Genomic DNA, 23,901 nt, shown 5'->3' with positions numbered 1-23,901 from the left:
CAAATAGCGCGGGAGCGGCGGGGGCATAGGGATAACGCCTACTTCATCGGGAGTGCGCCGATGGGTGTAGCGGCGTTCATTCGTCCTCTCTTCTTACTCGGCAGCACATGGCCGCAGCGCTTCGTAGATGGCGCTGACCTGGGCGGCATGGGCGGCTTCGCTGAAGCGGCGGCGCGCATCGGCCTGCGCCGCCAGCGCCATCGGACGGGCGTCGTCCAGGCCTTCGCAAGCCCGCGCCAAAGCGTCTGCATCGTCCGGTTCGACCAATATTCCGGCTCCCCCCTCCAGCGCCTCGATATTGCCGCCGGATCGCGCCGCGACGATCGGCGTGCCGACCAGCATCGCCTCCACCAGGGTCCGCCCGAACGGCTCTCCCACGGCGGGCACGACAAGCTGGTCGCAGGCCGCGATCCAGAAGGGACCGGGCGTGCGATAGCCCATCAACCTCACCTGATCCTCCACGCTCCTGTCCAGGATTCGCCTGCGCAGGGCGACGTCCATGGTGGGCAGGCGCGCCGCGCCGAACATCAGCCCCATGACCGGGCGCGCGGTCATCGCCCGCAACCGCGCGATCATGTCGACGAACAGCAAGGGCCGCTTCCTCGGCACGAAGGCGCCGAAATAGCCCAGCAGCAGCGTGTCCGGCGTGACCCCCAATTCGCGGACCAGCGCGTCGCGGGCGCTGGCCCGGTCCACCTCCAGTCCGGTGTCGAAGGGACTGTGCACCACCGAAGCCCGGCTCCGCGCCGACCATAGCCCCTCAGGCGGCAGCGCGAAGGACGACACCGTCAGCACCCGATGGGCGAGGGCGGGGGCCAGCAGGCGCAGGCCCAGCGCCCGGGGGTCGCCGCGATGGTGCCAGATCAGCTTCGCCCCGGCCAGCCGCGCCGCCAGCGCCCAATTGGCGCTGCTCCGCCCGTCATTGACATGGACGATGTCGATCCGGTTGCGCCGCAGGAAGCGCATGCGGGGCAGCACGCCGGTCAGCGTCCGCCCGAATTTCCGCAGGGTAAAGGCCTCGCCCGGCACGAACAGGCCGCGGGCGGCGGGATCGTCCAACGGTTCATGCGCCGCGAAGAAATTGGCGATCATGCCGCCGGGCACTTCGGTCACGACGATCGGCCGGTAGAGCGCCGGGTCGAGATGCTCCACCAGCCCGCGCACCGAAATATGGCTGCCGCCGATGCTGTCGCCGGAAAAGGGAAAGCAGATGCGCAGGCGATTGTCCTTCACCGCATCTTCGGGTTTCAGCCGGGGCAGGGGCGCGTTCATCCCGCACTCCCATCCATCAATTCGCGGGAGCGCTGATCGAGAAATTGGTCGAGATTGGCCACGCCGTCCCGATCTCCATCGCCCCAGGGATCGGCCTTGCGCGGGTCGCCGCCATGCTGCGCCTCCCATCTGTCGTCCATGCCGTCGCCGTCCGCGTCGGGATAGGGCGCGCCGGGCGCGGGTTCGTCTATAAGGCCGGGCTGCTTGACGATATGGCCCTTGCGCTCGCGCACCTGATGGACGATCCGCCGGTCGAACGGGTCGCGGGGGAAAGCGCCCGCTTCTTCCAGCACCGCTTCATAGGCCGCGTCCGCCGGTTCCGCCGCGATGGTGGTGGGGCAGGGGGGCTTGTCCACCTTCGCCTGCTCCATCAGCGGGGAGATAGGGACGAAATCGCCGACGAAGCGGTTGTCGGCCAGATAGACTTTGGCGATTCCCTTCGACCCCATGACGTTGCGCGCCACGCCGACCGCGTCGGGCCGGGTGTTCTTCCCCGCGATGAAGCTGTTGCCGATCAGCGAGACGGGCACGCCGCCGAAACTCTCCCAGATCTCGGCGAATTCCGACTGGCCGTTATAGAGGATGTTGTTGATCACTTCCGCGCAGGAACCGGGCGGAAAGTTCAGGTCCGGGTTGCGGTCGCCATTATGGGCGCAGATATTGCCGATGAAGCTCAGATGCTGCGGCCCCTTGGGATCGCTCGCCAGCAGCGCGCATTTGTCATGCTTGGGTATCCCCTCCGCGAAGATGCTGTTGCTGATCGTGATCCAGTCATTGTCGCCATAGCCGTTGATCAGCTCGTCCCGCGCCCAGCTTGCGCTGACATGGTCGATGATGACCTGGCGGCTGTTTTCGATGGTGAAGCTGTCCTCCGACCCGCGATGCGTGCCGGTGCGGTCGTTGCGCACGCGGATGTGGCGGATGACGATGTCGTGGCTGTCCTTGATCAGGATCGGCGTGCGCCCTTCCGCGCCCCCCGCATGGGTGATGACGATCCCCCCGCCCGGCGCGGTCTGCCCGGCGATGGTCAGCCAGGGATGGGCGATCACCGGTGGACGGCTGGTGAAGCGGATCACCCCGCTCACCCGGAACACGCACACCCGCGGTCCGGAGGCGTCGATGCAGGCGCGCAAGCTGCCCGGCCCGCTGTCGGCCAGCGTATCGACGGCGATGATCCGCCCGCCGCGCCCGCCCTTGGCCGCCGCGCCATAGCCCACCGCGCCCGGAAAGGCGGGTTCGCCCTTCACCGGCTGCGCCCGCGACTCGCTGCCTGCGCCCGAACAGCCCGCCATGACGACGGGCACTATGATCCCGACCAGCAGCCACCTCATGACGGATCCCCGCTGCGCAGCGGATAGCCGTAACGGCGCAGCAAGGGCGCGCACAAAAGGGTGAACAGCTTCCGCTTCCATCCCGGCATGTCCCGTTTCCATTTGTCGTCGCCCCGGATGGTGAGCGATTTCCGCATCCGGTGCCGGCTCCCCGCGACCTGATGGCGTGGTTCGAACGGGGCAAGGCGGGCGGCGGGCAGATGCGGCGCTTCCCCCACCAGCGCGACGATCCGCCCAATTTCCCGGCGCGGATCGTCCACGAAATCCTCATAACGCACGCGGATGGCGCGTCCCGGCCCGACCCGGCGGCACAGCATTTCCGCCGCCAGATTCACCATGGACCAGCGCAGCGCCGTGTAAAGCAGCGGCTTTGGCCGCAATTCGCGCTGCACGCCCTTTTCGACGCTGCGCCTATGCCCCTTCATCAGCGACCAGGCGACTCCGCGCCCGTCGCGCACCACATGCACGACATGCAGGTCGATGCCAGGCATCGCCGCCAGCGCGAAGGCGCGCCCCGGCAGCTTCGATGAATCCACCAATATCGGCCGCCCCGACACCATCGCCATGCCGCGCAGCAATTTCAGCGTGCTGCGCCGATGATCCCGCCATCCCGGCCACCGCAACCACCGCCCCGGCGCGACCAGCCCCTCGGTCCATTCCTGCGCCCGGCGATAGCCCGCCAGAAACCCCTTCCGCTCGCCCTGGGTCCAGCGCGCCACGATCGCCCTCCATTCCGGGCAGTCCCGCACCCGCGCCCCGCAGGCGCAATATTCGTCCCTGTCCCACACGTGCCGCGCCAGCGTCGTAACCTCGCCCGCGCCCATGATCGCCGGATGCTCGCCCAGCGCGATGTCCAGCAGGGTCGTCCCGCTCCGCCCATAGCCCGCCACATAGATCAGCTTGATCGTCGCCTGCCCGGCGGCGGGTGCGGCGGCTTCGATGGTCCGATCCGCGATCGAGGGCGTTTCGGCATCGTGCAGGGGCAGGATCGCATCCGTCACCAGGGTCATCCTTGTCGCACGAAGCGCCCAGCCGGTCCGGCGGCGCCCTGCGCATTTATCCCGTCAGTCCCACGGGCATTTCAACGGAACACAAGGCTGATCCACCGGCAAATTCGGATAGGCCCGCTGGCTGGAATCGTCCCCGGCCTCGTCCCGAAGGGCGTTTGCGCACCGCCCGCGCCAGGCGCAGCCTCCTGTCCCGTGACGACTCTCGCCAGCCCTGCTTCGCTCGCCCCGGCGGTTCCCATCCGGCCGGACGTCTTCGCCCCGCATGAGGCGCTCTGGGACAGGATCGCGCGCTATTGCCTGCTGATCGCGATTTTCCTCAGCGGCTGGGGCCTGCTGCGCGTGGGGCAGATCAACCTCACCTTCTCCGATCTCTTTTTCCTGATCAGCTTCGTGATTTCCGGGCTGCGCGGGCGGCTCAGCGTCACGCCCTTCCGCTCCCTCACCCCCTTCTGGCTCACCGGGCTGGTCATGATGCTGGGGGGGCTGTTCGTCGGATCGGTGATCAACGGCGATCCGCTGCGTTGGGTGAATATCGCCCTGCAATATACGGTCGCCTTCCTCTTCATCCCCATCCTGCTGATGCAGCAGGAGGAAAAGACGGTCCGCATCGCGCCGTTGATCTTCATGCTGGGCATCACCTGTTCGGAGGCGATCGGCATCACCGCCAGCTTCTTCCTCACCTTCAACGACACGCTGCATTGGCTGGGCGACGGGTTCATCACCGGCAATGGACGCCTGGGATCGATGGCGGGCCAGCCCAATCCCAACGGCGCGGTCGTCGCCTTTTCGCTGCCGATGCTGCTCTATTCGATGCGCCACCGGCTGATCGGCGGGCTGGGCGGCGTCGCCTGCCTGGTCGTGCTGCTCTGGGGGCTGATGCTCAGCGCTTCCTTCACCGGGTTCGCCGCGTCCCTGCTGGCGATCTTCACGACGCTGCTGCTGATGGGGGTGCGCTACATATTGCGGCTGGGCATGGCGGTGGCGGTGGCCGCCGGCCTGTTCCTGGCCAGCGGCGCGCCGTTGCCCAAGGCCTTTCAGGAACGAGTCGGCAATGCGGTGGAAAGCGGCGACATCGATCAGGCGGGCACCTTCATCAACCGGTCCCAACTCATGCAGGAGGCCTGGAGCTTTGCCGAGGAAAACACGATCATCGGCATGGGCGTGGACCGCTATCGCGAACTGTCCGCCTATGACAATCCGGTCCATAACCTCTTCCTGCTGATCTGGAACGAAGGGGGCGCCATCGCCTTTTGCGGGCTTATCCTGCTGTTGACGCTGATCTGCCTGCTGGCGGCGACCGGCCTGCGCGTCAGCCGAGACAAGGGCGCGATGGCGGCGGCGGTGGTGCTGGTGTTCCTGATCTACACCATGTCCTATCCCCACATGTATTCCCGCATGTGGGTGATGCCGGTCATGATCGCGTTGGCCGCCACCTATACGCAGCGCCGCCCCGCCCGGTCCGATGCTGTGCGGCTGATCTACGCCAGGCCGGTGGGTCCGCGGCAATTGCCGGAATTTTAGGACGGTATTTCGATCAGGCCGATCCGATCAGCAACGTCACATCGTCCGTGCGGGGATTGGCGGCCTGATCCGGCTGGATTCGTTCCTCATGCAATACCCGGTGCAGCACATGCCGCACGCCATAGGCCTGCGTCGCCATGCTGCCGGGAAAAACCGCCAGCGCGGCGCGATCTATCGGCAGGTCGATCCATCGCCCATCGGCGAAGATCTGCGTCAGCATATGATCCCGCTGGCCGCAAAGGGCGGAAAAATAACGATAGTCGAAATGCGCGCCCTCGATCAGCCTTTGTCCCGGCGCGATGTCCCGGCTGCGGTCGCGGGCCAGCGCCATGCGGTTGAGGCCGCGCACCAGCCGTCCGATGCCGGGCGCGTCCGCCAGCAGGCCGTAAAGATCGGACAATCCGCGTGGGCTGAGCATCCCCGCCGCCTGCCACCGCCGTTCGTCCAGCGCGCAGCCCGCCCGTCCCCACCGCCCCAGCGAATTGCGGGCAAGAGCGTCCAGCCGCGCGAAATCGGCGGCGCTTTCCTGATATTTCAGCCGCTGCACCACGACCTGGAAATGCTGGAACGGCGTCCCTTCGGGCGCCAGCGCGGCCATCAATCGCCCGCCAATCGCCCAGCATTGATCCAGCAGCGCCTGGCGTGGCGTATATTGCTGGTTCCCCTGCACGAAATAAGCCGGCTGCACGGTGACGTGCCCTTCCCCGTCGCTGCGCGACAGGGCCATTTTGCGCGCGATATAGCCATGGCGGCCGGGCTGGAAATAGAAGAGGTCGCCCAGGCTGGAGGTGATGTCGCCGCTGCCATGATAGTTGCGCGCAATGTCGATCAACGGCGCTTCCCACGGCATCTGTTCGGTCGAATCCTCCAGCAGCCCATGCCACAGTTCGGCTACGATCTCCGGACAGCGCACCAGCACCGCGGCATGACCGGCGCCGAACAGCCGGGCCAGCGAACCCGGTTCCAGATTCCGATACGCCAGTTCCGCGATCATTGGATGCTCCCCCTGTGCGGAGCGTTCTCATCCATGATCGACTCTCGCTCAATGGCGCGGAATGGACGATCCGGAATAGTCAGATACGCATCAGAAATGTTTAGGCAGGGTCGGGCCTAATCCTTCATCCGAAGTGTTAGCACCTATGCGCACCGCCCGGCCCCGATGCGCTTTTGCTCTGGCACGCCACAACCCGCAATATCGCCCGGATCGGAGAACGGCCTTTCGCATGGGCCGCGCTCACGCGCCTTCGCGATGCGACATGGGAGATTATCATGGCGTCCGCACAGTTGACACTGATCGATGGCGTCGCGCCGGGCGGCGGCGCGGAAAAGCCGCGCGACCTGTCCTTCGAACTGCAACAGATGTCGGCGCGTCAGATATGGTTCCTGCTGCGGCGGCACATGAAGCTGGTGGCGGCCATCGTCATCAGTTGCGTGGCGGTGGTGCTGATCGTCCAGTTGCAACTGCCCAACCGTTATGAAGCGACCGCGACGGTGCAGGTGGAACTGAACGATTCCACCGGTTCCAACCAGGCCGACGCCACCCGAAACCAGCAGCGCGTCGCCAATGAGGCGCGCATGTACCGGTCGCAGGCGTTGGCCGAACAAGTGGTGCGCGACCTCAATCTCAACCGCAATCCGGCCTTCACCCATAATGTGCCGATGACGGTGCAGCAGGCGGCGGCGCAACTCGCCAAGACCACCCGCGTCGCCAGTTCCACCGATTCCGACTTCATCGACATCACCGTCCAGTCGCGCAAGGCGGAACTGGCCTCCCGCATTGCCAACCGCTTCGTCGACAGCCTGCGCAAGATGCGCTCGCAACGCCGCCAGACCTGGCGCGACGGCCTCAGCGTCGCGCTCGACAAGGAAACCGCCCGCCTCGCCCATGAGGTGGAACTGGCCGAGCGCGCCGTCGCCGATTTCCGCCGCAAGCATCTGATGCCCATGGGGGCTGGCAGCGCGGAGGATTATCAGCAGATGAACCGCATCGCCGTGGAGGCCGCCTCCACCGCCGCGATGAGCAGCGCGATGCACGCGCAGGCCGCCGGCGTCAGCCGCGCCGCCAGCATGCGCACGGTCGCGGGGGCGACCTCCCCCGCGCTCGACAATCTGCAGAAGCAATATGACGACCTGTTCCGCCAGCGCTCCGAAATCTCCGTCCAGATGGGGGCGAACCATCCGCAGATGCAGGCCCTCTCCGCGCAGATCGCGCAGGTGAGCAAGGCGCTCGTCCAGGAACGCGCCGCCGTCGTCGCGACCCAGCAGACGAAGAATGCCACCGATGCCGGGCGCGAACGGGCGCTGGCGCTGGCGGAGGCGAGCGCCGCCTCGGCCCGTGCGGGGCAACTTCAGTCGAAGCTCAACGCGATCACCGGGGCGGCCTTCCGCAACAACGCCAACCTGGTCGACCTTTCCATCCTCGACCGGCGGGCGGAGGTGGCGCGCCAAGCCTATCTCACCACCGCGCAGCGCGCTCAGACGGTGCAGTCCGAATTGCAGACCACCGGCGTCAATTCGGCCTTAGTGTCCGCCGCCGCCGTGCCGCTCCAGCCGGTGGCGCCCGCGCCCAAGAAAATGGCGCTGGCCGCCTTCGTCGGTTCTTCGGTGCTGGCTTTCCTGATCGTGCTGGGGATCGAGATGTTCGACAACCGGCTGCGCAGCGGGGACCAGCTCCGCCGCCTCTTCGGCCTGCGGACGCTGGCGATGTTGCCGAAGCTGGAGGAATCGATCGGCGCCACGATCGAGGAAAATCCGGTGTCCACCCAGCCGCAATCGCTGTTCGCCGAAGTCGCCCGCAACCTGGCCAGCGAGATCGAAGAACTGCCGCACCAGGGCGCCAGCCAGCGGGTGTTGGTGACGTCACCGCTGCCCGGCGACGGCAAGTCCAGCGTCGCGCTGACGCTGGCGGCGGCCGCCGCCTCCATGGGTCGCCGCGCCATCGTGGTCGATCTGGACCTGCGCCGCCCCGGACCCAGCATATTGCGCTCGATCCAGGACGGCGCCGACACGCCGGACCTGATCGAGGTGCTGACCTATGCGGCCGAAAGCCGCAGGCTCATCGCCCAGCCCGAACGCCATGTGGAACATGACGCTGCGGAGGGCGCGGCACCCACCGCCCTGATGCCGGTGGTGCTCAGCACCCGCGAACAGATCCGCAATCCGGCCGCCGTGGTGCAGGGGTGGCAGGTCGCCCGCCTGCTGGACGATCTGCGCGACCGCTTCGACCTGATCGTCATCAACGCCCCCGCCATCCTGGCCGTGCGCGATGCGCGAACCCTCTCTTCCCTGGCCGATTCGACCCTGATGGTCGTGCGCTGGGGGCATACGACTGTCGAACAGTTGCGCGCCTCGCTCCAGATGGTGAACAATCAGGTGGTCGGGGCCGTCTTCAACCAGGTCGATTATGAGGACCATGCCCGTCGCGGCTATGGCGACGCGGTCCAGTTCTACATGGGATCGGCCGCTTATTATTCCGACGGTTTCCCGGCCCGGCAAAGTTGGGCGGACCGGGTCCGTCACGCCTTCACGCGCAAGGCCGCATGAGCGGCCCGCCGCCATCGCAGGAGGCGTCTTCGCCTCCTATTCGTTTCGAAAGCGTAATAGTGGAAGAGGATGCCCCCCGCCTCAATCTGTTGATCCTCGACGGGAGTTCGCTTCGCCGGGCCTGCATCGCCGTCGCGCTGGAGACGCCGGACACCCGGATATTGCAGCAATCGAGCCTGATCCGGCCGGAAACCGGCGAGCTGCCCGACATTGTGCTGTTCCAGACCGGCGATTCCGAACTGGAAAGCGACGCTCTGCCGTCGCAGATCGTCCAGGCGAAGCGGCTATGGCCCGCCGCCGCGGTCCTGGTGGTCGCCGACCATGGCGATGAAGCGCTGATGCAGACGGCGATCGCGGCGGGCGCGCAGGCCTTGCTGCGCTCCAGCACCGATATCGCCACCATGCGGCGCGTGCTCCTCCTGCTCAAGGAGGGGTTGGCTATCTATCCGGCGTCTCTCGCCGCGATTTTGCAGGCGCGCCTGCCCGGCGCGCCGGACAGCCTTGGCGAACGGGTCGCGGCGGCCGTGGACAAATTCAAATTGCTGACCAAGCGGCAACGCGATGTGTTGCGTCTGCTCGCGCAGGGGGCCTCCAACAAGGATATCGCCCAGCAGTTGAACATCAGCGAAAGCACGGTCAAGGTCCATGTGCGGGCGATCATGGCGGTCAACGGCGCTTCCAACCGCACGCAGATCGTCGCGCATCTGTTGAAAGGGGCCGGCGGCGGGGATTAGGCCGTCCCTGGCCGGACCCTGGCCCGCCTGAGCCAGCTTACGTCCAGCAGCACGGCGGTCACCAGGCCCAACAGGACATGCGCGATATTTCCGCCGATCGCGCCATAGCGCGGCACGGCATAGGCCGCGACCGCCACGAACAGCGCCGTGCCGAAGCCGGAGATCGCCAGCACTTTCCAGCTCTGGTTCATCGCCAGCATGGCCGACCGCGACGGGGCGGCGTGCAGCATCAGCATCACCGCCACCAACTGGGTCAGCAGCAGGATATAGGTTTCCGAATAGGCCGCGCCCGGACCCACCCGAATGAGCAGCGGCCCGAATGCCCAGGCCCCCGCCAGCATGGCGAAGCCCACCGCCGCCAGCGCCCCCTGCACCTGCAGCGTGGCGGCGCGGAAATTGCGGACATTTCCGTTCGCCCACATCCGCGCGACGTCCGGATAGACGACGGCCTGCACCTGCGCGCCGACCTGGGTCGCTACCTTGGCGATCCGCTTGGCGAGATAATAGACTGCCGCCGCCGAACTGCCCGCCACCGCGCCGACGAACAGCGAGTCCGCCTCCGTGGTGATGACGCGCAGGGTCAGCGACAGGTTGGTCGAGCAGGCGAAGCCGAAGAAGCCAGGGAAATCCTTCACCAGCCCTTTCAGCCGGGCATGGAACGGATTGGGTATCCCCATCTGCCGCAGGGCGCGGAATCCGACCCAGAAGACCAGCGCCGATCCCAGCGCCTGGGAAACCGTCCACGCCGCCATGAAGCCGATCACGCCCGCATCCGTCACCATGCAGACAAAGGCGAGCAGGATGCGCAACACATTGCCCGCGACCTGCGCATAGGCCAGCATCTTGAACTGGCCGGACAGGCGCAATGCGGCCGTCGGCACGCCCGCGACGTTGAACAGGGTCGCGACCGAATAGATCGCCACCAGTTCCAGATGCAGGGGCTGAAGGCCGAAGAGCGGCCCGAACAGCAATGCCAGGCCGATCGCGCTGGCGGCGGCCACCGCCGCCGCGCCCATGTCCAGCATCAGGCCGTAACAGTAAAGCCGCTGCAGGCGCCGGGGCGAACCCTTCGATTCTTCCTCCACGGCGAAGCGGATCAGCGGCTGCCAGGATTCGAAGCGCAGGATGCGCTCCACCACGCGATTATAGGACAGGACCAGCACCATGACGCCATAGGTCGCCGGTCCCAGGGATCGGGCCGCCATCGCCACGCTGACCAGCATGATCAGCGCGTTCAGGAAATTGCCCGACAGTAAATGTCCCACCGCGATCAGCCGGCCGCGGGTTCCCTTGACCAGGAAGCCACCGAACCGGCCGCGCAGCATCGGCAAGGCGCGTGCGGCCAGCACGCCCTTCATATCATATGCCATGACGATGCCCCATTGGGGTCGTGAAGATCAGGCGTGGCTGGCCACGCCCGCCAATTCCAGAACCGGCAGACGGGCCGGGTGGGGGATGGCGACGGGCAGTTCAGGTTCGACCTCCGTCACGCGCCCGCGCATGCCGTGATTGGCCGCCCAGATCGCCGCCTGGGTTCTGTTCTTGACGCGCAGCTTGCGCAGCACGGCCTTCACATGGACCTTCACGGTCGCTTCGCTGATACCCATCCGTTTGGAAATGACCTTGTTGGGGCATCCCATGATCAGCCAGCGCAGGATTTCCAGTTCCCGGTCCGACAGGCAGGCGGCGTCCACCGGCCGTTCGACTTCCATCGCGTCGGTCAGGCTGGGCCGCGATTGCAGCTCGTCCGCCAGTTGCGGCGGCAGGACACGTTCGCCCATGGCCACCAGCCGCAGAGTCGCCACCAGCCGGTCGCAGGATATCTCCTTGACGATATAGGCCAGCGCTCCAAGCCGGAACGCCTTCAGCATGATCTGGAAATCGAACCTGTCGGACAACAGGACGAGATAGGAACAGGGAAAACGTTTCTGCAAAACCGACAGCGTTTCGATATCCATCGCTTCCGTACCGGCATCGACCAGCAACAGGGATGGTCCCATATCCTCTTCCGGCACGTCAACTTGTTGGAGTGCCATGGCAATATTGGGATATTGGGTTACGCGGAAATCCCTCTCTATCAGGATGCGGCTAAGCCCCTCCCGAACGATTGCATTACCGCACAACAGACGCACATTGACTGGGTATGACATTGGGTGGTCCCCTCATGATCTCTTCCACCCCCATAAGCAGGCCCCAAATGGGATGTAGAAGACCAGTAATAAAATGCCTGTAGTGCGACCCTTTCTTTTCGTTTCAACGACTTATCATTACCATATTTGTGCAGCCGAAGTCCCGCAATGTACAATGGAAATTTGGGGTTGCCGCAATGAGATATTAACATGTTGTTAAGCTGCTAAATTTTTTCGGCTGTTAATATGTGATGCTGCACATGCGGCGACATTCCATACTACTTTGGGCGTATCGCTAAGGATATAAAAAGAGATATTTTACGCGGATTCACCTTTTGGGTGATTCGCAAGAAAGCTGATCCATGTTAGTGGATTTGCCGAATAAGAACAAAGGCTTCAGCGGCCTGGCGATGGGCCGTCGCCCCCCTCAGAACCGCCAGCGCGCGAATGGCTTCCAGCGACCGTTCATCGGGGCTGGGCTTCACCTGGGTCTGGAACATCCCGAAGGCGGCGATCTTCCTGTCGAGGGTCGCGCCGATATCCACGAATATGTTCGGGATGAAGGCCGGGGTGACGCCGGGGGCCAGCCAGTTCGTCTCCGACAGCGTTTCATAGGCCAGGACGCAACTGGGGCTGCTGCCGCTGCGCGGCCGGGCGTGGACCAGGGCGGCGTTGAAGACGATCTGGTGATCGAGGTGAATGTCGCCGATGAAGGGAATCAGCAGAAGATCGGGTTCGATCCGCGACAGCGCCGACGACAGGGCATGGTTGAGTTCACTTCGCGGGATCTGGTCCAGCCCGGCGGCGGGGAAATCCAGGAACTGGGTGCCGGTCACGCCGATCATGTCATGCGCCCGCAGCGTTTCGGCACGGATTCTCTCCACCAGCGCCTCGTCGAACAGGGGGGGCTGGCCGCGGGTGACGACGATCACATGCACCTCCGCCCCTGCGGCCGCGGCCCGCGCCATGGTGCCGCCGCAGCCCAATATCTCGTCATCCGGGTGCGGCGCGACCACTGCGACGCGGCGGGCGTTGAACGGCGGCGACATGGGCTATTCCCCTAAAATGGCGTGGAGTTTGGGCGGCTTGTCGATGCCGCTCCACCGGGTGACGGTCAGAGCGGTCGACTGGCCGCAGAGCAGGGTGAAACTGTCTGCCGCGCGCAGGATGACCTGCCCCGGCCGGGCGGCATGACGATCCCCCATGTCCGACAGCGCCGCCGCCCAGATGCGCAGGTCCGCGCCGTTCGACCGGGTGAAGGCGCCCGGATAGGGATGGCCCGTCGCCCGGATCAGCCGGAATATGTCCGTCGCGGACTGCCGCCAGTCGATCAGCCCGTCCATCGGCGTCCGGCGCGCCGCCCAGGTCGCGCAGCTTTCGTCCTGCGCCATGCGCGGCATTTCCCCGGCGGCCAGCCGGTCCAGCGAACGGTCCAGCATGATGGCCAGCGCCCGCATATGCTTGGCATAGAGCGATGCTGCCGTTTCCATCGGCGCGACATGGAAATATTGCTGGTCGACGATGGCCCCCGTGTCCGTGCCCGCATCGATCCAGAACAGGGTTCCGGCGGTGATCGGCTCCTGCTGCAATATCGTCCAGGGAATGGCCGCCCGCCCGCGCAGCCGGGGCAGGGCGGCGGGATGATAGCCGACGACCCGGTCGGGAAAGATGTCGCGAAAGGCGGCCCCGCAAATCTGCGACCAGCCCATGACGAAGGCGATGTCGGCGCCCGCGTCCCGGATGGCGGACAGGGCGTCCTCGCGGTTGATATTGTCGACATGGATGATGCGGCAGCCTTGCTCCAGGGCGGCTGGACGCAGGTCGACATAATCCGAATGGCGGGTGGCGTGGGCGGGATCGAGCGTGACGATCGCGGCGACCTCCCATCCCGGATGGCGCACGATCGCGTCGAAGGCGATCCGGGTGGTTTCAACCGCCCCGATGAGGAGGGCGCGCTTCGTCGGCATGCCAGTCGATCCTTTTTTCGCCCCCGATCACGACCAGCAGCGTGCGGGCGATGATCCACGCATCCAGGCGGGCGCTGCGGTTGCGGACATAGCGGAGGTCGAAGCGCAGCTTTTCCTCCACGGTGAGCAGGGTGTTGCCGCTGACCTGGGCCAGGCCGGTCAGGCCAGGGCGCACGAGGCCGCGCTCCACGCCGTCACGTCCCATGGCGCTGACGGTGTGGGGCAGCAGCGGGCGCGGCCCGACGAAATCCATCTCGCCGCGCGCGATGTTGATCAGTTCGGGCAGTTCGTCCAGGCGCGACCGGCGCAGGAACCGCCCCAGCGCCGTGACCCTCTGCTCGTCGGGCAACAAGGCGCCCTGTCCGTCGCGCAAGTCGCGCATGGTGCGGAATTTGATCATGGCGAAGGGCTGGCCGCCCCGGCCGCTGCGGAACTGGCGGAATATCATGGGCCACCCCATGCCGATCAGCACCAGGGCCGAAAGCAGCAGCAGCAGGGGGGACAGCAGGCCGAGAAGGGCGATCGCCGCCAGGCCCGCCGGACGGAGAAAGGCGATCATGCGCGCTCCGGCACCAGCAGGGCGGGCGAAGGCGTCGGGACGGGCGTGGGCATGCCGACGCCGCCCAATTGCATGACATCCAGCAGCATCGCATTCACCTTGTCGACGTCATAGATGTCGACCGCCGTTCGCCGCGCAGCCTTGGCCATGGCCGCCATGCGTGCCGGATCGGCGATCAGCCGCTCCATCGCCACCGCCAGGGCGGGTGCGTCGCGTGGCGGGACCAGCAGGCCGTTGACGCCGTTCCGGATCGGCTCGCGGCAACCGGGCATGTCGGTGGTGATGACCGGGCGTCCGGTCGCCAGCGCTTCCAGGATCGTGCGCGGCAGGCCTTCGCGATAGAAGGACGGCAGCACGAAGGCATGGGCCGAAGCGATGAAGGGCCGCACGTCGCGGGTTTCGGGCAGGAACTCGATCAGCCCGTCCCTGCGCCACTGGTCCAGATCGGCGGCGGTGTAGCCGGTGGGATTCTCCGTCTCCGGCCGGGTCAGCAGCAGGAATCGCGCGTCGGGGCGGCGGGCGCGGACGATCCGCGCCGCCTCCACATATTCGCCCACGCCCTTGTCGCGCATCAGGCGGCCCATCATCAGGAAGGTGAAGGGGCCTTCGGGCAAGGGGCGCTCCGCGAAATGCCGGATGTCGATGCCGGAACCGGGCACCTGCATCACCCTTTGCGCGGGGGAGACGATCCCGTTGTCCCGCATGACGCGATGATCGTCGCCGTTGAACAGGAAGATGCATCGCGCCCGGGCCACGCCGATCCGGTAAAGCCGCGACACGACGGTCCGCAGCCAGGGGCGGCTGTCGGCTTCCTCGCTGAAGACATAGCCAAGACCGCTCATGATCGCGAAATAGCGCGCCCGGCTCCACAGGCGCGTGGCCAGCCCGCCATAGATGATCGGCTTCTGCGTATAGGCGACGACGACATCGGGCCGCTCCGCCCGCATCAGCCGCCGGTAATGCAGCAGGGTGCGAACGTCATGCAGCGGGTTGGTGCCCGCCCGCGCCATGGGCGTCCGGCGGAAACGCGCGCCCATCTGCGCCAGCTTCGCCAGCACTTCGGGTTCTTCATCGGGGGCGCAGGCGACGACGTCATGCCCTTCCCCGATCATCCGGGCGATCAGCGCGCCGCGAAAATTGATCAGCGACCAGGACAGGCTGGAGAGGATCACGACTTTCATGGCGCCAACTCCCTGCCCGTGTTCAAATTTGATCGCGTTCCAGCCGGAGATATCACAGCCCGTCCCACGCCCTGGCGGTGCATCGGTAGATTACCCCTTTGAGGCAGGGCGTATCCCCTCCGCGCTCCGCATGGCGCGGCGGCGGCATGATGGCGCCCGCGATATAGCCATAAGGGGAGAGCATCCGCATCGGGCGGGCCGCGCATGGGATAAAGGATGATGTCCGGTCGACCGATTACCGGGAAGCCCCCGTTTCGATAGCCTTATGCCTACCGTCGGTTGCGGCGGCATGCAGGGTGGCGCCTTCAGGCAACCCTCTTCCCCCGCAACCGGCGGACCAAAGGAGACAAGCGGATGCCGAATATCGCGCCAGCCAGGCAGGACGGGACGGAAGCCGTTGCGGAAACGCCGTTCCTGCGACTGGACGCAGCCATACGCGCCTTCGCGGCGCGGGGGGCGGCGCGTTTCCAGGCGATCAGGCTGGCCGTCATCCTGATGCTGGACGCGCTGATCATGCTGGGCAGCTTCATGCTCTCCCGCCTGATCCTGTCCGATCTGCCGATGCCCCAGACGCTGTTCGACCCCTGGTTCATGGGCATGTTCGTCGGCGTGAACCTGGCGGTGCTGCTGGTCATCGGCACCTATCGGCAAAGCTGGCGCTTCCTGTCGATCGGGGACGCGCTGTCGCTGTCGATCAGCCTGCTCGCCAGCAGTTGGCTCATCTGGATGATCACCGCCGGGCTGATCGTGCCGCAGAAGATGATGCGCGGGGTGATGACCGTCTTCCTGACGGTGGATGTGCCGTTGACCGTCGCCGCGCTGCTGGCGGCGCGCGCGCTGCGCCGGGCGTTCTTCAAGCATGCGCGGTCCGCCCGCCTGCGCCGGACCGTGAAGGCGCATCGCCGCATCCTGCTGCTGGGCGAACTGGACTGGGCGCGGGTCATGGCGGACCTTGTGCCCACCGATGCCGGTTCGGGGCTGGAGATCGTCGGCGTCATTTCCTTCGACGGGCATGATCGGCGGTTGAATGTCGGCGGCCTGCCGATATTGGGACAACCCGACATGCTGCCCCGGATCGTCGCGGACCTAGACCGCGTGGGCAAGCGCCCGGTCAGCCTGGTCGTGCAGGAAAGCAGCGAACGGCTGGACCGGCAACAGATATTGCGCATCGCAAATCTGGCCGAGCAGGAAAATCTGGTCGTCTCGCGCTTTCGCAATCCCTGGACCAGCGCCCAATCCATGGACGGCGACCGCATGGCGATAGAGAAGATGCCGCTGGCCGAATTGCTGGGGCGGCCGGAAATCACGGTGCAGCACAGCTATCTGGAGCGTGTCGTCACCGGGGCGCGGATCATGGTGACGGGCGCGGGCGGCACCATCGGCGGCGAACTGGTGCGCCAGCTTGCCTATTATTCGCCGGCAGAGATCGTGCTGCTCGATCACAGCGAATATAATCTCTACGCCATAGAGATGGAGGTGCGGGAGAAATTCCCCCATGTCCGCTTCCATGCCGAACTCTGCTCGATCCGCCAGCGCCCCGCGCTGTGGCAGGTGTTCGAACGGCGGCGGCCGGAGATCGTCTTTCACGCCGCCGCCCTGAAACATGTGCCGATGGTGGAGGCCAATCCCTGCGCCGGGGTGCATACGAACATATTGGGCACGCGCAACGTCGCGGATGCGGTCTGCGAATTCGAAGCCCGCGCCATGATCCAGATATCGACCGACAAGGCGGTGAATCCCGTCGGCCTGATGGGCGCGACCAAGCGGCTGGGCGAGCTTTATTGCCAGGCGCTCGACCTGATCGGCAGTTGCGATCCGGACAGCCCGCGCTTCCTGACGGTGCGTTTCGGCAATGTGCTGGGGTCCAGCGGGTCGCTGATCCCGCTGTTCCAGCAGCAACTGGCGAATGGCAAGCCGCTGACCGTCACCCATCCGGATATCGAACGCTTCTTCATGACGGTGCAGGAGGCGGTGCTGCTGATCCTGCAAAGCAGCGCGCGCGCACTGGAGACGGATTCGGAGCGTGGCACCATCTTCGTCCTCGACATGGGCGAGCCGGTGAAGATCGTGGAGATCGCCCGCCGCGTCATCCGGATGGCGGGGCTGCGCCCGGAGATCGACGTGCCGATCAAGTTCATCGGCTTGCGCCCCGGCGAAAAGCTGTTCGAGGAATTGTTCGACACGTCCGAGGACAAGATCGAAAGCGCCATCCCAGGCATTTTCGAGGCCATGCCCTCGCCCATTCCGCTGGAGATGCTGGTGGAGGGTTTCGGGCAACTGGCCCGGCTGATCGCGGCGGGGGATGCGGACGAACTGGTCCGGCTGACCCATGAGATGGTCGCCGCATCGGCCAGTTCGCGCTGGGCGGAGATATTGCGGCGGCTGGCGGCGGAAAGTTCCGACACGCTGTTCATCATGCCGCGCCCGGCGGAAAGCCAGGCCGCCCTGCCGACCGGCCTGCCGCGCGATGTCGCCTGATTTCCAGGCCTGATTTCCGGGGGAACCATGATGCAATCCGCACCCGCCCAAGCCGCCCTCCCTCCGCGCCCCAGCCCGCTCGACGATCCCACATTGCGCTGGCCCCAGCATGAGGCGGATGAGGTCGCGGCTGTCATGCATGTGCTGGAAAGCGGCCGGGTCAATTCGATGGTCCATGGCGACCAGACCCGCCGGTTCGAGGTGGAGTTCGCGGCCTTTTGCGATATGCCCCATGGCGTCGCCGTCAGTAATGGGACGGTGGCGCTGGAACTGGCGCTGCGGGCGCTGGGCATCGGGCCGGGGGATGAGGTGATCCTGCCCTCGCGCAGCTTCTTCGCCAGCGCGGCCTGCATCGTCGCGGTGGGGGCGACGCCGGTCTTTGCCGATATCGATCCGGTCAGCAACGCCATCGATCCGGAATCGGTCCGCCGCATGCTGTCGCCGCGCAGCCGGGCGATATTGTGCGTGCATCTCGCCGGATGGCCCTGCGACATGGATGCGCTTCGGGCGCTGGCCGACGAAAAGGGGCTGTGGCTGGTCGAGGATTGCGCGCAGGCGCATGGGGCGACCTGGCATGGCCGTCCGGTCGGCGGCCTGGGCGATGCCGCCGCCTTTTCCTTCTGCACCGACAAGATCATGTCTACCGGTGGGGAAGGGGGCATGCTGCTGCTGCGCGACGAGGCCCATTGGAAGCGGGCCTGGGCCTATAAGGACCATGGCAAGAATCCGGACAAATTCTTCGCGCCCGCGACCGCCAGCGGCTTCCGCTATCTGCACGACAGTTTCGGCAGCAATTGGCGGATGACCGAAATGCAGGCCGCCATCGGCCGGGCGCAGCTTGCCAAGCTGCCCGGCTGGATCGCCCGGCGGCGGCGCAACGCGGAGGTGCTGATGCGCCTGCTGCGCGCCGATTCGGCTGTGGAGGTGTCGGAGATTCCGGATCATGTCGGCCATGCCTTCTACCGGCTCTACGTCACCATCGCCGCCAGCCGGCTGGGCGAAGCGGGAACCGCCCCCATCATCGACGGCATGGCGCGCATGGGCATGCCGGTCGGCAGCGGCTCCTGCGCCGACATGACGCGGGAAGCGGCCTTTGCCGGCATCGATGTGCGCCGGGACGGCATGCTGCCCGTGGCGCAGGATATGGGCCGCCGCAGCATCGCCTTCCCGGTCGATCATCTGCTGGACGAAGGCGACATGCACCGGCTCGCCAACTGCCTGGAGATCGCGATGGCGGAGCAGGATTACCGCCGAAAGGGGATATGAGACGATGAGCAACGACCGCCTGCCGCATTTCGTCATCATCGGCGCCGTCAAGGGCGCGACGACCTGGATCCACAACCAGCTTCAGGACAATCCGGCCATCTACCTGCCCGCGCCGGAACCGCATTTCTTCAGCCAGGATTATGACCTCGGCCTGGATCATTATCGCGGTTTCTTTGATGGGGCGCGGCCCGATCAGATGCTGGGGGAGAAATCCGCCGATTATTTCGCCCATCCCGCCGCCGCCGCGCGTCTCGCGGCCGCTTTGCCCAAGGCGCGGCTGGTGGTGCAGTTACGCAACCCGGTCGACCGCGCCTATTCGGATTACAAGATGCTGTTCCGGCGCGGCACGGTGACGGAGGGGCCGGAACATTATCTGGGCGGATGCCCCAACGATCAGCCGCGCTTTCTGGAGGATGGCCTCTATGCCCGGCATCTGCGCCGCTGGCTCGACCATTTCGATGCGGATCAGATCAAGGTGCTGCTGTTCGAGGATGTGAAGGCCGCGCCCGAAGCGACCGTCGCGATCGTCAGCGACCATATCGGCGCGCCCTGCCATTATTCGACGCAGGTGGGGTCCGATCCGCGCAACGACAGCAGCGAACGCTTCCTGCCCCTGCCGGTGCGCACCGCGCTCGCTCCGTTGAAGGAGGCGGTGCGCCCGCTGCGCGGCAATGCCGTCTTCGAACGGGTGCGCGGGGTGTTCGCCCGGCAGATCGCCTATCCGCCGCTTGCCCCGGCGCTGCGCCAGCGCATGGTCGACTATTATGCGCGGGACATGGCCGATCTGGAAAATCTGATCGGCCGGGATCTCAGCCATTGGCGGCGGGACCGGCGGCTGGCGGCTTAGAAGGCCTCTCTCCTTCGAATCATCCCCAAAGCGCCCGGCCTCTTGTCCCTATTTGCCCGCTGCCGATCCGTTATTGCCCGCCCTTGAATCAGCCGAAGGGCTTAAACTTCCGCTCAACCAATTGAGAGGGGACGCACATGCGCAACCGGCTTTATCATGGTCTTTTCCTTGGCCTTTTCGCCCTGACTACGGCCTGTTCGAGCGGGCTTTCGGGCCTCGCCAGCCTGCCGCCCGCGCCGACGGTCGCCTATCGCCTGGGCGCGGGGGACGAGGTGCGGGTGATGATTCCGGGCCTCGCCGGGACCGATTCCGGCGACAGCAGCTATACGATCAACGATCGCGGCCAGATTTCCCTGCCGGTGCTGGGCGACGTCGACGCAGGCGGCAAGACGGTTCCGGAATTGCAGGCCAGCATCGCCCGGCAACTGACCCAGCGCCAGTTGCTGAACGCGCCCACGGTCAGCGTCCAGCCGCTGAAGCTGCGCCCCTTCTATGTGCTGGGTGAGGTCAAAAGCCCCGGCGAATATCAATATCGCGCGGGCATGTCGGTGCTGGCGGCGGTGTCCGTCGCGGGCGGCTATACCTTCCGCGCCGAACAGGGCAGCGTCGCCATCACCCGCATGGTCGATGGCCGGCAGGTCGTCGGGCGGGCGGGCGAACGCGACATGATCCAGCCCGGCGACACGGTGCGCATCTATGAGAAGTGGTTCTGATGCGCGGTCTGGCTTCGGGGGGAGCGGCCGCCATATTGCTGTTGGCGGCGGCTGACGCCCATGCGCAGGATCTGGACTCCACTGATCCCATGCAAGGCGCGCCCGCCGCACTGTTCGAACCGACGCCGCTGACGCTGGGCAGTGCGACGGTCAGGATCGGCGGCAGCGCCCGGCTGGAATATGACAGCAATATCTATGCCCAGGCTTTTGGCGAGAAGGATGATTTCAGGCTTCAGTTCCGTCCCTATGTCGACCTGCTCCGCAAGGGCAGCGCACTGGAACTGACCGCCCGGGCGGAGGGGGATTTCCGCAGATATTTCCAATATGACAAGGAAAATGCGGAGGGCGGGCGCGTGTCCGCCGGGCTGAACTGGAACCCGTCAGCCGCGGACCGGCTGAACGTCGCCGCCAGTTGGCAGCATCTCATAGAGGATCGGGGCGAGCCGGAGGGCAACACCCTGCCCAGTATCGGCCCGCGTGAACTGAATATGGTGGATGGCGACCTGTCCTATCTGCATCAGGGTTCGCGTATCGGATTTTTGTTCAAGGCGACCGGCGCGCGGATGCGCTACACCCGCGTCATCGACGAGGAACGCGATCTGGACGCGGTCGGCGGCCTTGCGCGGGTGATGATGCGCGTTTCGCCGCTGGCGAGCCTTTTCGTGGAGGGGGTCGCGGCGCATCGCAACTTCCGGCTGGCTCCGACGCCGGGCCAGTTCAACCGCGATGCGTCGACCTATGGCGGCCGGATCGGCATCGCCATCGATCCGGGCGGCACGCTGCGCGGCGATGCCGCGGTGGGCGTCTATCGCCTGGACGCCAAGGACAAGCTGATCGAATCGCAAACCCGCATGTCGGTGCAGATCGGCCTGGCCTACGCCCCTCGGCCCCGCACCACCATCACGCTGGATGGTTTCATCGGCAATGTCGCCACCTACCGGACCGGGGTGCAGTCCCGTGAGGACATGCGCTTCCGGCTGGGGATCAACCAGGAAATCCGCCATAATCTGAATGGTCGGCTGGGCATTCTCTACCGCCGCAGCAAATATTTCGGCACTGACGACACCGACAATCTCTATGGCCTCACCGGCGAGCTGGAATATGCCGTCAACCGCCGCGTCGCCATCGCGGCGACGGCGCGCTTTTCCAAACGCGACAGCAGCGTCGCGCTGGACGAATTCGACCGCATTCGCGGGGGCCTGGAACTGCGCATCCATTATTGACGCGCAGTCGTGCCGGGGCGGGACGGCACTGATCCAAAGGGCCGCCCCCTAACCCCTTCGCGCAATAGACTTGAGACGCCTCGGCAAGGACACTGAACGGCGTAACGGCGTGATATATCGAAGGACTCCGCCCCCATGCTGGTAAGAGCATCCAGGCCGCCCATGCTCGCCTTCGTCCTGCCGGGGCTGGGCGCGGGCGGGTCTGAACATATCGTCAGCCTGCTCTGCAACCATTTCGCAGCGCAGGGCTGGGTCATCGCCCTGATCGTGTTCGAGGAGCCGTCGGCGCCCTCCTATTACGCCTATCATCCCGATGTGCGGATCATCCGGCTGGGCATGAAGTCGCGCCGCCGCTCCGCTGCGACCGGCGCGCTGGCGATGCTGCGGCGGCGGAGGCTGCTGAAGCGCGCGCTGCAAGAGGTTCGGCCCGAACTGGTCGTGAGCTTCCTGACGCGCACCAACATATTGTCGCTGCTGGCCGCCCGGACGCTCGGCATTCCGGTGATCGTGTCGGAACGCAACAATCCCGCGCTCCAGGCGGTGGGACCGGTCTGGAGCAGGCTGCGGCGGATGACCTATCCGCGAGCGGCGGGCCTGATCACCATGACGCAGGGGGCGATGGACTGGTTCCAGGCGGCGATGGATGTGAAGGGCTGGGTGATCCCCAATCCCGTGCCGCCTGCCGTCATGGGCGCGGAAGCCAGGCCCGGCGGCCGCACCATCGGCGCTGTCGGGCGGCTGGTGCCGCAAAAGGGCTTCGATCTGCTGCTGGACGCCTTTGCCCGGGTGGCCGGGCGCATCCCCGACTGGACCCTGACGATCTGGGGCGAGGGGCCGGAACGGGGCGCGCTGGAACGGCAATGCGCGCACCTGGGCCTGACGGAGCGGGTCAGCCTGCCCGGCGTGACGGAGAAGCCGGGCGAATGGGTTCCGCAATCCGACCTGTTCGTCCTGTCGTCGCGCTTCGAAGGCTGGGGCATCGTGGTGGGGGAGGCGATGGGCGCGGGGCTGCCGGTCATCTCCTTCGACTGCCAATGGGGTCCGGCCGAAATGATCGAGCATGGCAAAAGCGGCCTGCTGGTGCCCGTCGGCGAAGTGGCGGCGCTGGGCGAGGCGATTGCCGCGCTTTGCGCCGACGAAGCCCGGCGCCAGGCCCTGGGGGCCGGGGCGCGGGAACGGATGGCGCAGTTCGGCCATGATCAGGTGCTTGCCCGCTGGCAGTCGGTCATCGCCAGCGTCCTCGACCATCATCGCGTGAGGGCAGGATCATGAACATGATGTCGCTGAAGGGCTTTGCGCGGGCGATGCGGCGGCGGTTGCGGGACGAACCGCATCTGCGCCTGGCGGCGGCGCGGGCCGACGCTTTCCTCGTATCCTACCCCAAGAGCGGGCGAACCTGGCTGCGCTATCTGCTCTCCTGCTATTTCGCGGAGAGCGCGGGGCTGGGTTTCGAGCCTGACCTTACCAGCACCTTCCGCGTCCTGCCCAATTTCGACCGCGATCCGGTGCGCGGAATCGACGCCTTCGTCGGGCGGACCCGCGATGCGGGCATGCCGCTGATCCTGGTCAGCCATCTGCCCTATCGGGAACGGCTGTTCCTCGACCGGCCGGTGCTGTTCCTGGTCCGCGATCCCCGCGACGTGATCGTGTCCGCCTATTTCCATGCGACCCGGCACAAGAAGAGCTTTTCCGGCGACATGGCCGCCTTTCTGGATGAGCCGAAATATGGAATGGCGGCGCTGACCGGCTATCTGAACGGCTGGGCGGCGGGGCTGGAAGGGCGCCCGCATCACCTCATCAGCTATGAACATATGCTGGGCGAGCCGATGCCGACCGTCGCGGCCATCCTTGCTTTCCTGGGCGTGGAGCCGCGGCCCGCCATCCTCGCCCGCGCCGTCGCGGCGGCGCAGTTCGACCGGATGCGCGACAAGGAGCGCGACGGCGGCATTCCCGGCCATGATTATGACCGCAACGACGACCAGAGCCTGCGCATGCGCAGCGGCAAGGCGGGCGGCTTCGCCGAGTGGCTAAGCCCCGGCCAGGCCGATCTGGTTCTGGAGCGGTGCCGCACGGATTTGTCGCCGCGTGCCCTTTCCCTGCTGGCTGCCACCGGCGTCGATCTGTGAC

20 protein-coding genes are annotated in these 23,901 nt (G+C 66.1%); 10 read left to right on the top strand and 10 right to left on the bottom strand.

What is annotated here, in order from left to right:
• Window positions 1–93: 93 nt before the first annotated feature.
• From NUH86_RS13755 to NUH86_RS13745, 3 genes are read right to left on the bottom strand one after another with little or no spacing between them, the layout of a single operon-like run.
• A complete protein-coding gene (locus NUH86_RS13755; RefSeq protein WP_267250021.1) occupies window positions 94–1,272 on the bottom strand; it encodes a glycosyltransferase family 4 protein in 1,179 nt (392 codons plus the stop codon).
• Entirely contained in the window at window positions 1,269–2,603 is a 1,335-nt protein-coding gene (locus tag NUH86_RS13750) for a pectate lyase family protein (RefSeq protein WP_267250020.1), read from the bottom strand. The genes NUH86_RS13755 and NUH86_RS13750 overlap by 4 nt, the downstream gene beginning before the upstream one ends.
• Window positions 2,600–3,613, bottom strand: coding sequence for a sulfotransferase family protein (locus NUH86_RS13745; protein ID WP_267250019.1), 1,014 nt, complete (start codon window positions 3,611–3,613; stop codon window positions 2,600–2,602). The genes NUH86_RS13750 and NUH86_RS13745 overlap by 4 nt, the downstream gene beginning before the upstream one ends.
• Window positions 3,614–3,805: 192 nt before the next feature.
• Between NUH86_RS13745 and NUH86_RS13740 the strand changes: the two genes are divergently transcribed.
• Window positions 3,806–5,134: an O-antigen ligase family protein gene (locus NUH86_RS13740; protein ID WP_267250018.1), complete on the top strand. Its 1,329-nt coding sequence runs from the start codon at window positions 3,806–3,808 to the stop codon at window positions 5,132–5,134.
• Window positions 5,135–5,147: 13 nt separating this feature from the next.
• Here NUH86_RS13740 and NUH86_RS13735 read toward each other — a convergent pair whose 3' ends face one another.
• Window positions 5,148–6,128: a 2OG-Fe(II) oxygenase family protein gene (locus tag NUH86_RS13735; protein ID WP_267250017.1), complete on the bottom strand. Its 981-nt coding sequence runs from the start codon at window positions 6,126–6,128 to the stop codon at window positions 5,148–5,150.
• 275 nt (window positions 6,129–6,403) lie between these two features.
• On the opposite strand from NUH86_RS13735, the gene NUH86_RS13730 reads away from it, so the two are divergent.
• Both NUH86_RS13730 and NUH86_RS13725 read left to right on the top strand, forming a co-directional pair.
• On the top strand, window positions 6,404–8,677 hold the full coding sequence (locus NUH86_RS13730) for a GumC family protein (protein WP_267250016.1): 2,274 nt from the start codon (window positions 6,404–6,406) through the stop codon (window positions 8,675–8,677).
• On the top strand, window positions 8,674–9,411 hold the full coding sequence (locus NUH86_RS13725; RefSeq protein ID WP_267250015.1) for a response regulator transcription factor: 738 nt from the start codon (window positions 8,674–8,676) through the stop codon (window positions 9,409–9,411). Before NUH86_RS13730 ends, NUH86_RS13725 begins: the two co-directional genes overlap by 4 nt.
• Here NUH86_RS13725 and NUH86_RS13720 read toward each other — a convergent pair.
• The 6 genes from NUH86_RS13720 to NUH86_RS13695 all read right to left on the bottom strand — a co-directional run bounded on the left by NUH86_RS13720 (window position 9,408) and on the right by NUH86_RS13695 (window position 15,247).
• Window positions 9,408–10,781, bottom strand: a complete 1,374-nt coding sequence (locus tag NUH86_RS13720) for a lipopolysaccharide biosynthesis protein (protein ID WP_267250014.1) — start codon at window positions 10,779–10,781, stop codon at window positions 9,408–9,410. The two genes, NUH86_RS13725 and NUH86_RS13720, sit on opposite strands and share 4 nt — an antisense overlap.
• A 27-nt stretch (window positions 10,782–10,808) precedes the next feature.
• Window positions 10,809–11,561 carry a LuxR C-terminal-related transcriptional regulator gene (locus NUH86_RS13715; RefSeq protein WP_267250013.1) on the bottom strand — a complete coding sequence of 251 codons (753 nt, stop codon included), beginning with the start codon at window positions 11,559–11,561 and terminating at the stop codon, window positions 10,809–10,811.
• A gap of 344 nt (window positions 11,562–11,905) precedes the next feature.
• Window positions 11,906–12,589, bottom strand: a complete 684-nt coding sequence (locus NUH86_RS13710; RefSeq protein WP_267250012.1) for a PIG-L deacetylase family protein — start codon at window positions 12,587–12,589, stop codon at window positions 11,906–11,908.
• 3 nt (window positions 12,590–12,592) lie between these two features.
• Window positions 12,593–13,507, bottom strand: a complete 915-nt coding sequence (locus NUH86_RS13705) for a formyltransferase family protein (RefSeq protein ID WP_267250011.1) — start codon at window positions 13,505–13,507, stop codon at window positions 12,593–12,595.
• On the bottom strand, window positions 13,470–14,066 hold the full coding sequence (locus tag NUH86_RS13700) for a sugar transferase (RefSeq protein WP_267250010.1): 597 nt from the start codon (window positions 14,064–14,066) through the stop codon (window positions 13,470–13,472). Before NUH86_RS13700 ends, NUH86_RS13705 begins: the two co-directional genes overlap by 38 nt.
• The gene (locus NUH86_RS13695; RefSeq protein WP_267250009.1) at window positions 14,063–15,247 is read right to left on the bottom strand and encodes a glycosyltransferase family 4 protein; all 1,185 of its coding nucleotides are present in this window, start codon (window positions 15,245–15,247) and stop codon (window positions 14,063–14,065) included. Before NUH86_RS13695 ends, NUH86_RS13700 begins: the two co-directional genes overlap by 4 nt.
• Window positions 15,248–15,601: 354 nt before the next feature.
• Between NUH86_RS13695 and NUH86_RS13690 the strand changes: the two genes are divergently transcribed.
• The 7 genes from NUH86_RS13690 (at window position 15,602) to NUH86_RS13660 (ending at window position 23,900) form a co-directional block, all read left to right on the top strand.
• Window positions 15,602–17,725, top strand: a complete 2,124-nt coding sequence (locus tag NUH86_RS13690; RefSeq protein WP_267250008.1) for a polysaccharide biosynthesis protein — start codon at window positions 15,602–15,604, stop codon at window positions 17,723–17,725.
• A 27-nt stretch (window positions 17,726–17,752) separates the two neighbouring features.
• Window positions 17,753–18,991, top strand: coding sequence for a DegT/DnrJ/EryC1/StrS family aminotransferase (locus NUH86_RS13685; RefSeq protein WP_267250007.1), 1,239 nt, complete (start codon window positions 17,753–17,755; stop codon window positions 18,989–18,991).
• A gap of 4 nt (window positions 18,992–18,995) precedes the next feature.
• On the top strand, window positions 18,996–19,838 hold the full coding sequence (locus tag NUH86_RS13680; protein WP_267250006.1) for a sulfotransferase: 843 nt from the start codon (window positions 18,996–18,998) through the stop codon (window positions 19,836–19,838).
• 137 nt (window positions 19,839–19,975) lie between these two features.
• The gene (locus NUH86_RS13675; RefSeq protein WP_267250005.1) at window positions 19,976–20,551 is read left to right on the top strand and encodes a polysaccharide biosynthesis/export family protein; all 576 of its coding nucleotides are present in this window, start codon (window positions 19,976–19,978) and stop codon (window positions 20,549–20,551) included.
• The gene (locus NUH86_RS13670; protein WP_267250004.1) at window positions 20,551–21,774 is read left to right on the top strand and encodes an outer membrane beta-barrel protein; all 1,224 of its coding nucleotides are present in this window, start codon (window positions 20,551–20,553) and stop codon (window positions 21,772–21,774) included. The genes NUH86_RS13675 and NUH86_RS13670 overlap by 1 nt, the downstream gene beginning before the upstream one ends.
• Window positions 21,775–21,909: 135 nt before the next feature.
• Entirely contained in the window at window positions 21,910–23,046 is a 1,137-nt protein-coding gene (locus tag NUH86_RS13665; protein ID WP_267250003.1) for a glycosyltransferase family 4 protein, read from the top strand.
• The gene (locus NUH86_RS13660; RefSeq protein ID WP_267250002.1) at window positions 23,043–23,900 is read left to right on the top strand and encodes a sulfotransferase domain-containing protein; all 858 of its coding nucleotides are present in this window, start codon (window positions 23,043–23,045) and stop codon (window positions 23,898–23,900) included. The genes NUH86_RS13665 and NUH86_RS13660 overlap by 4 nt, the downstream gene beginning before the upstream one ends.
• The last annotated feature ends 1 nt before the right edge of the window (window position 23,901 follow it).

This window comes from Sphingobium sp. JS3065, assembly GCF_026427355.1.
GTDB lineage: Bacteria > Pseudomonadota > Alphaproteobacteria > Sphingomonadales > Sphingomonadaceae > Sphingobium.
The sequence above is the reverse complement of the archived record's forward strand: the minus strand, read 5'-3'. Positions and strand labels throughout refer to the sequence as shown.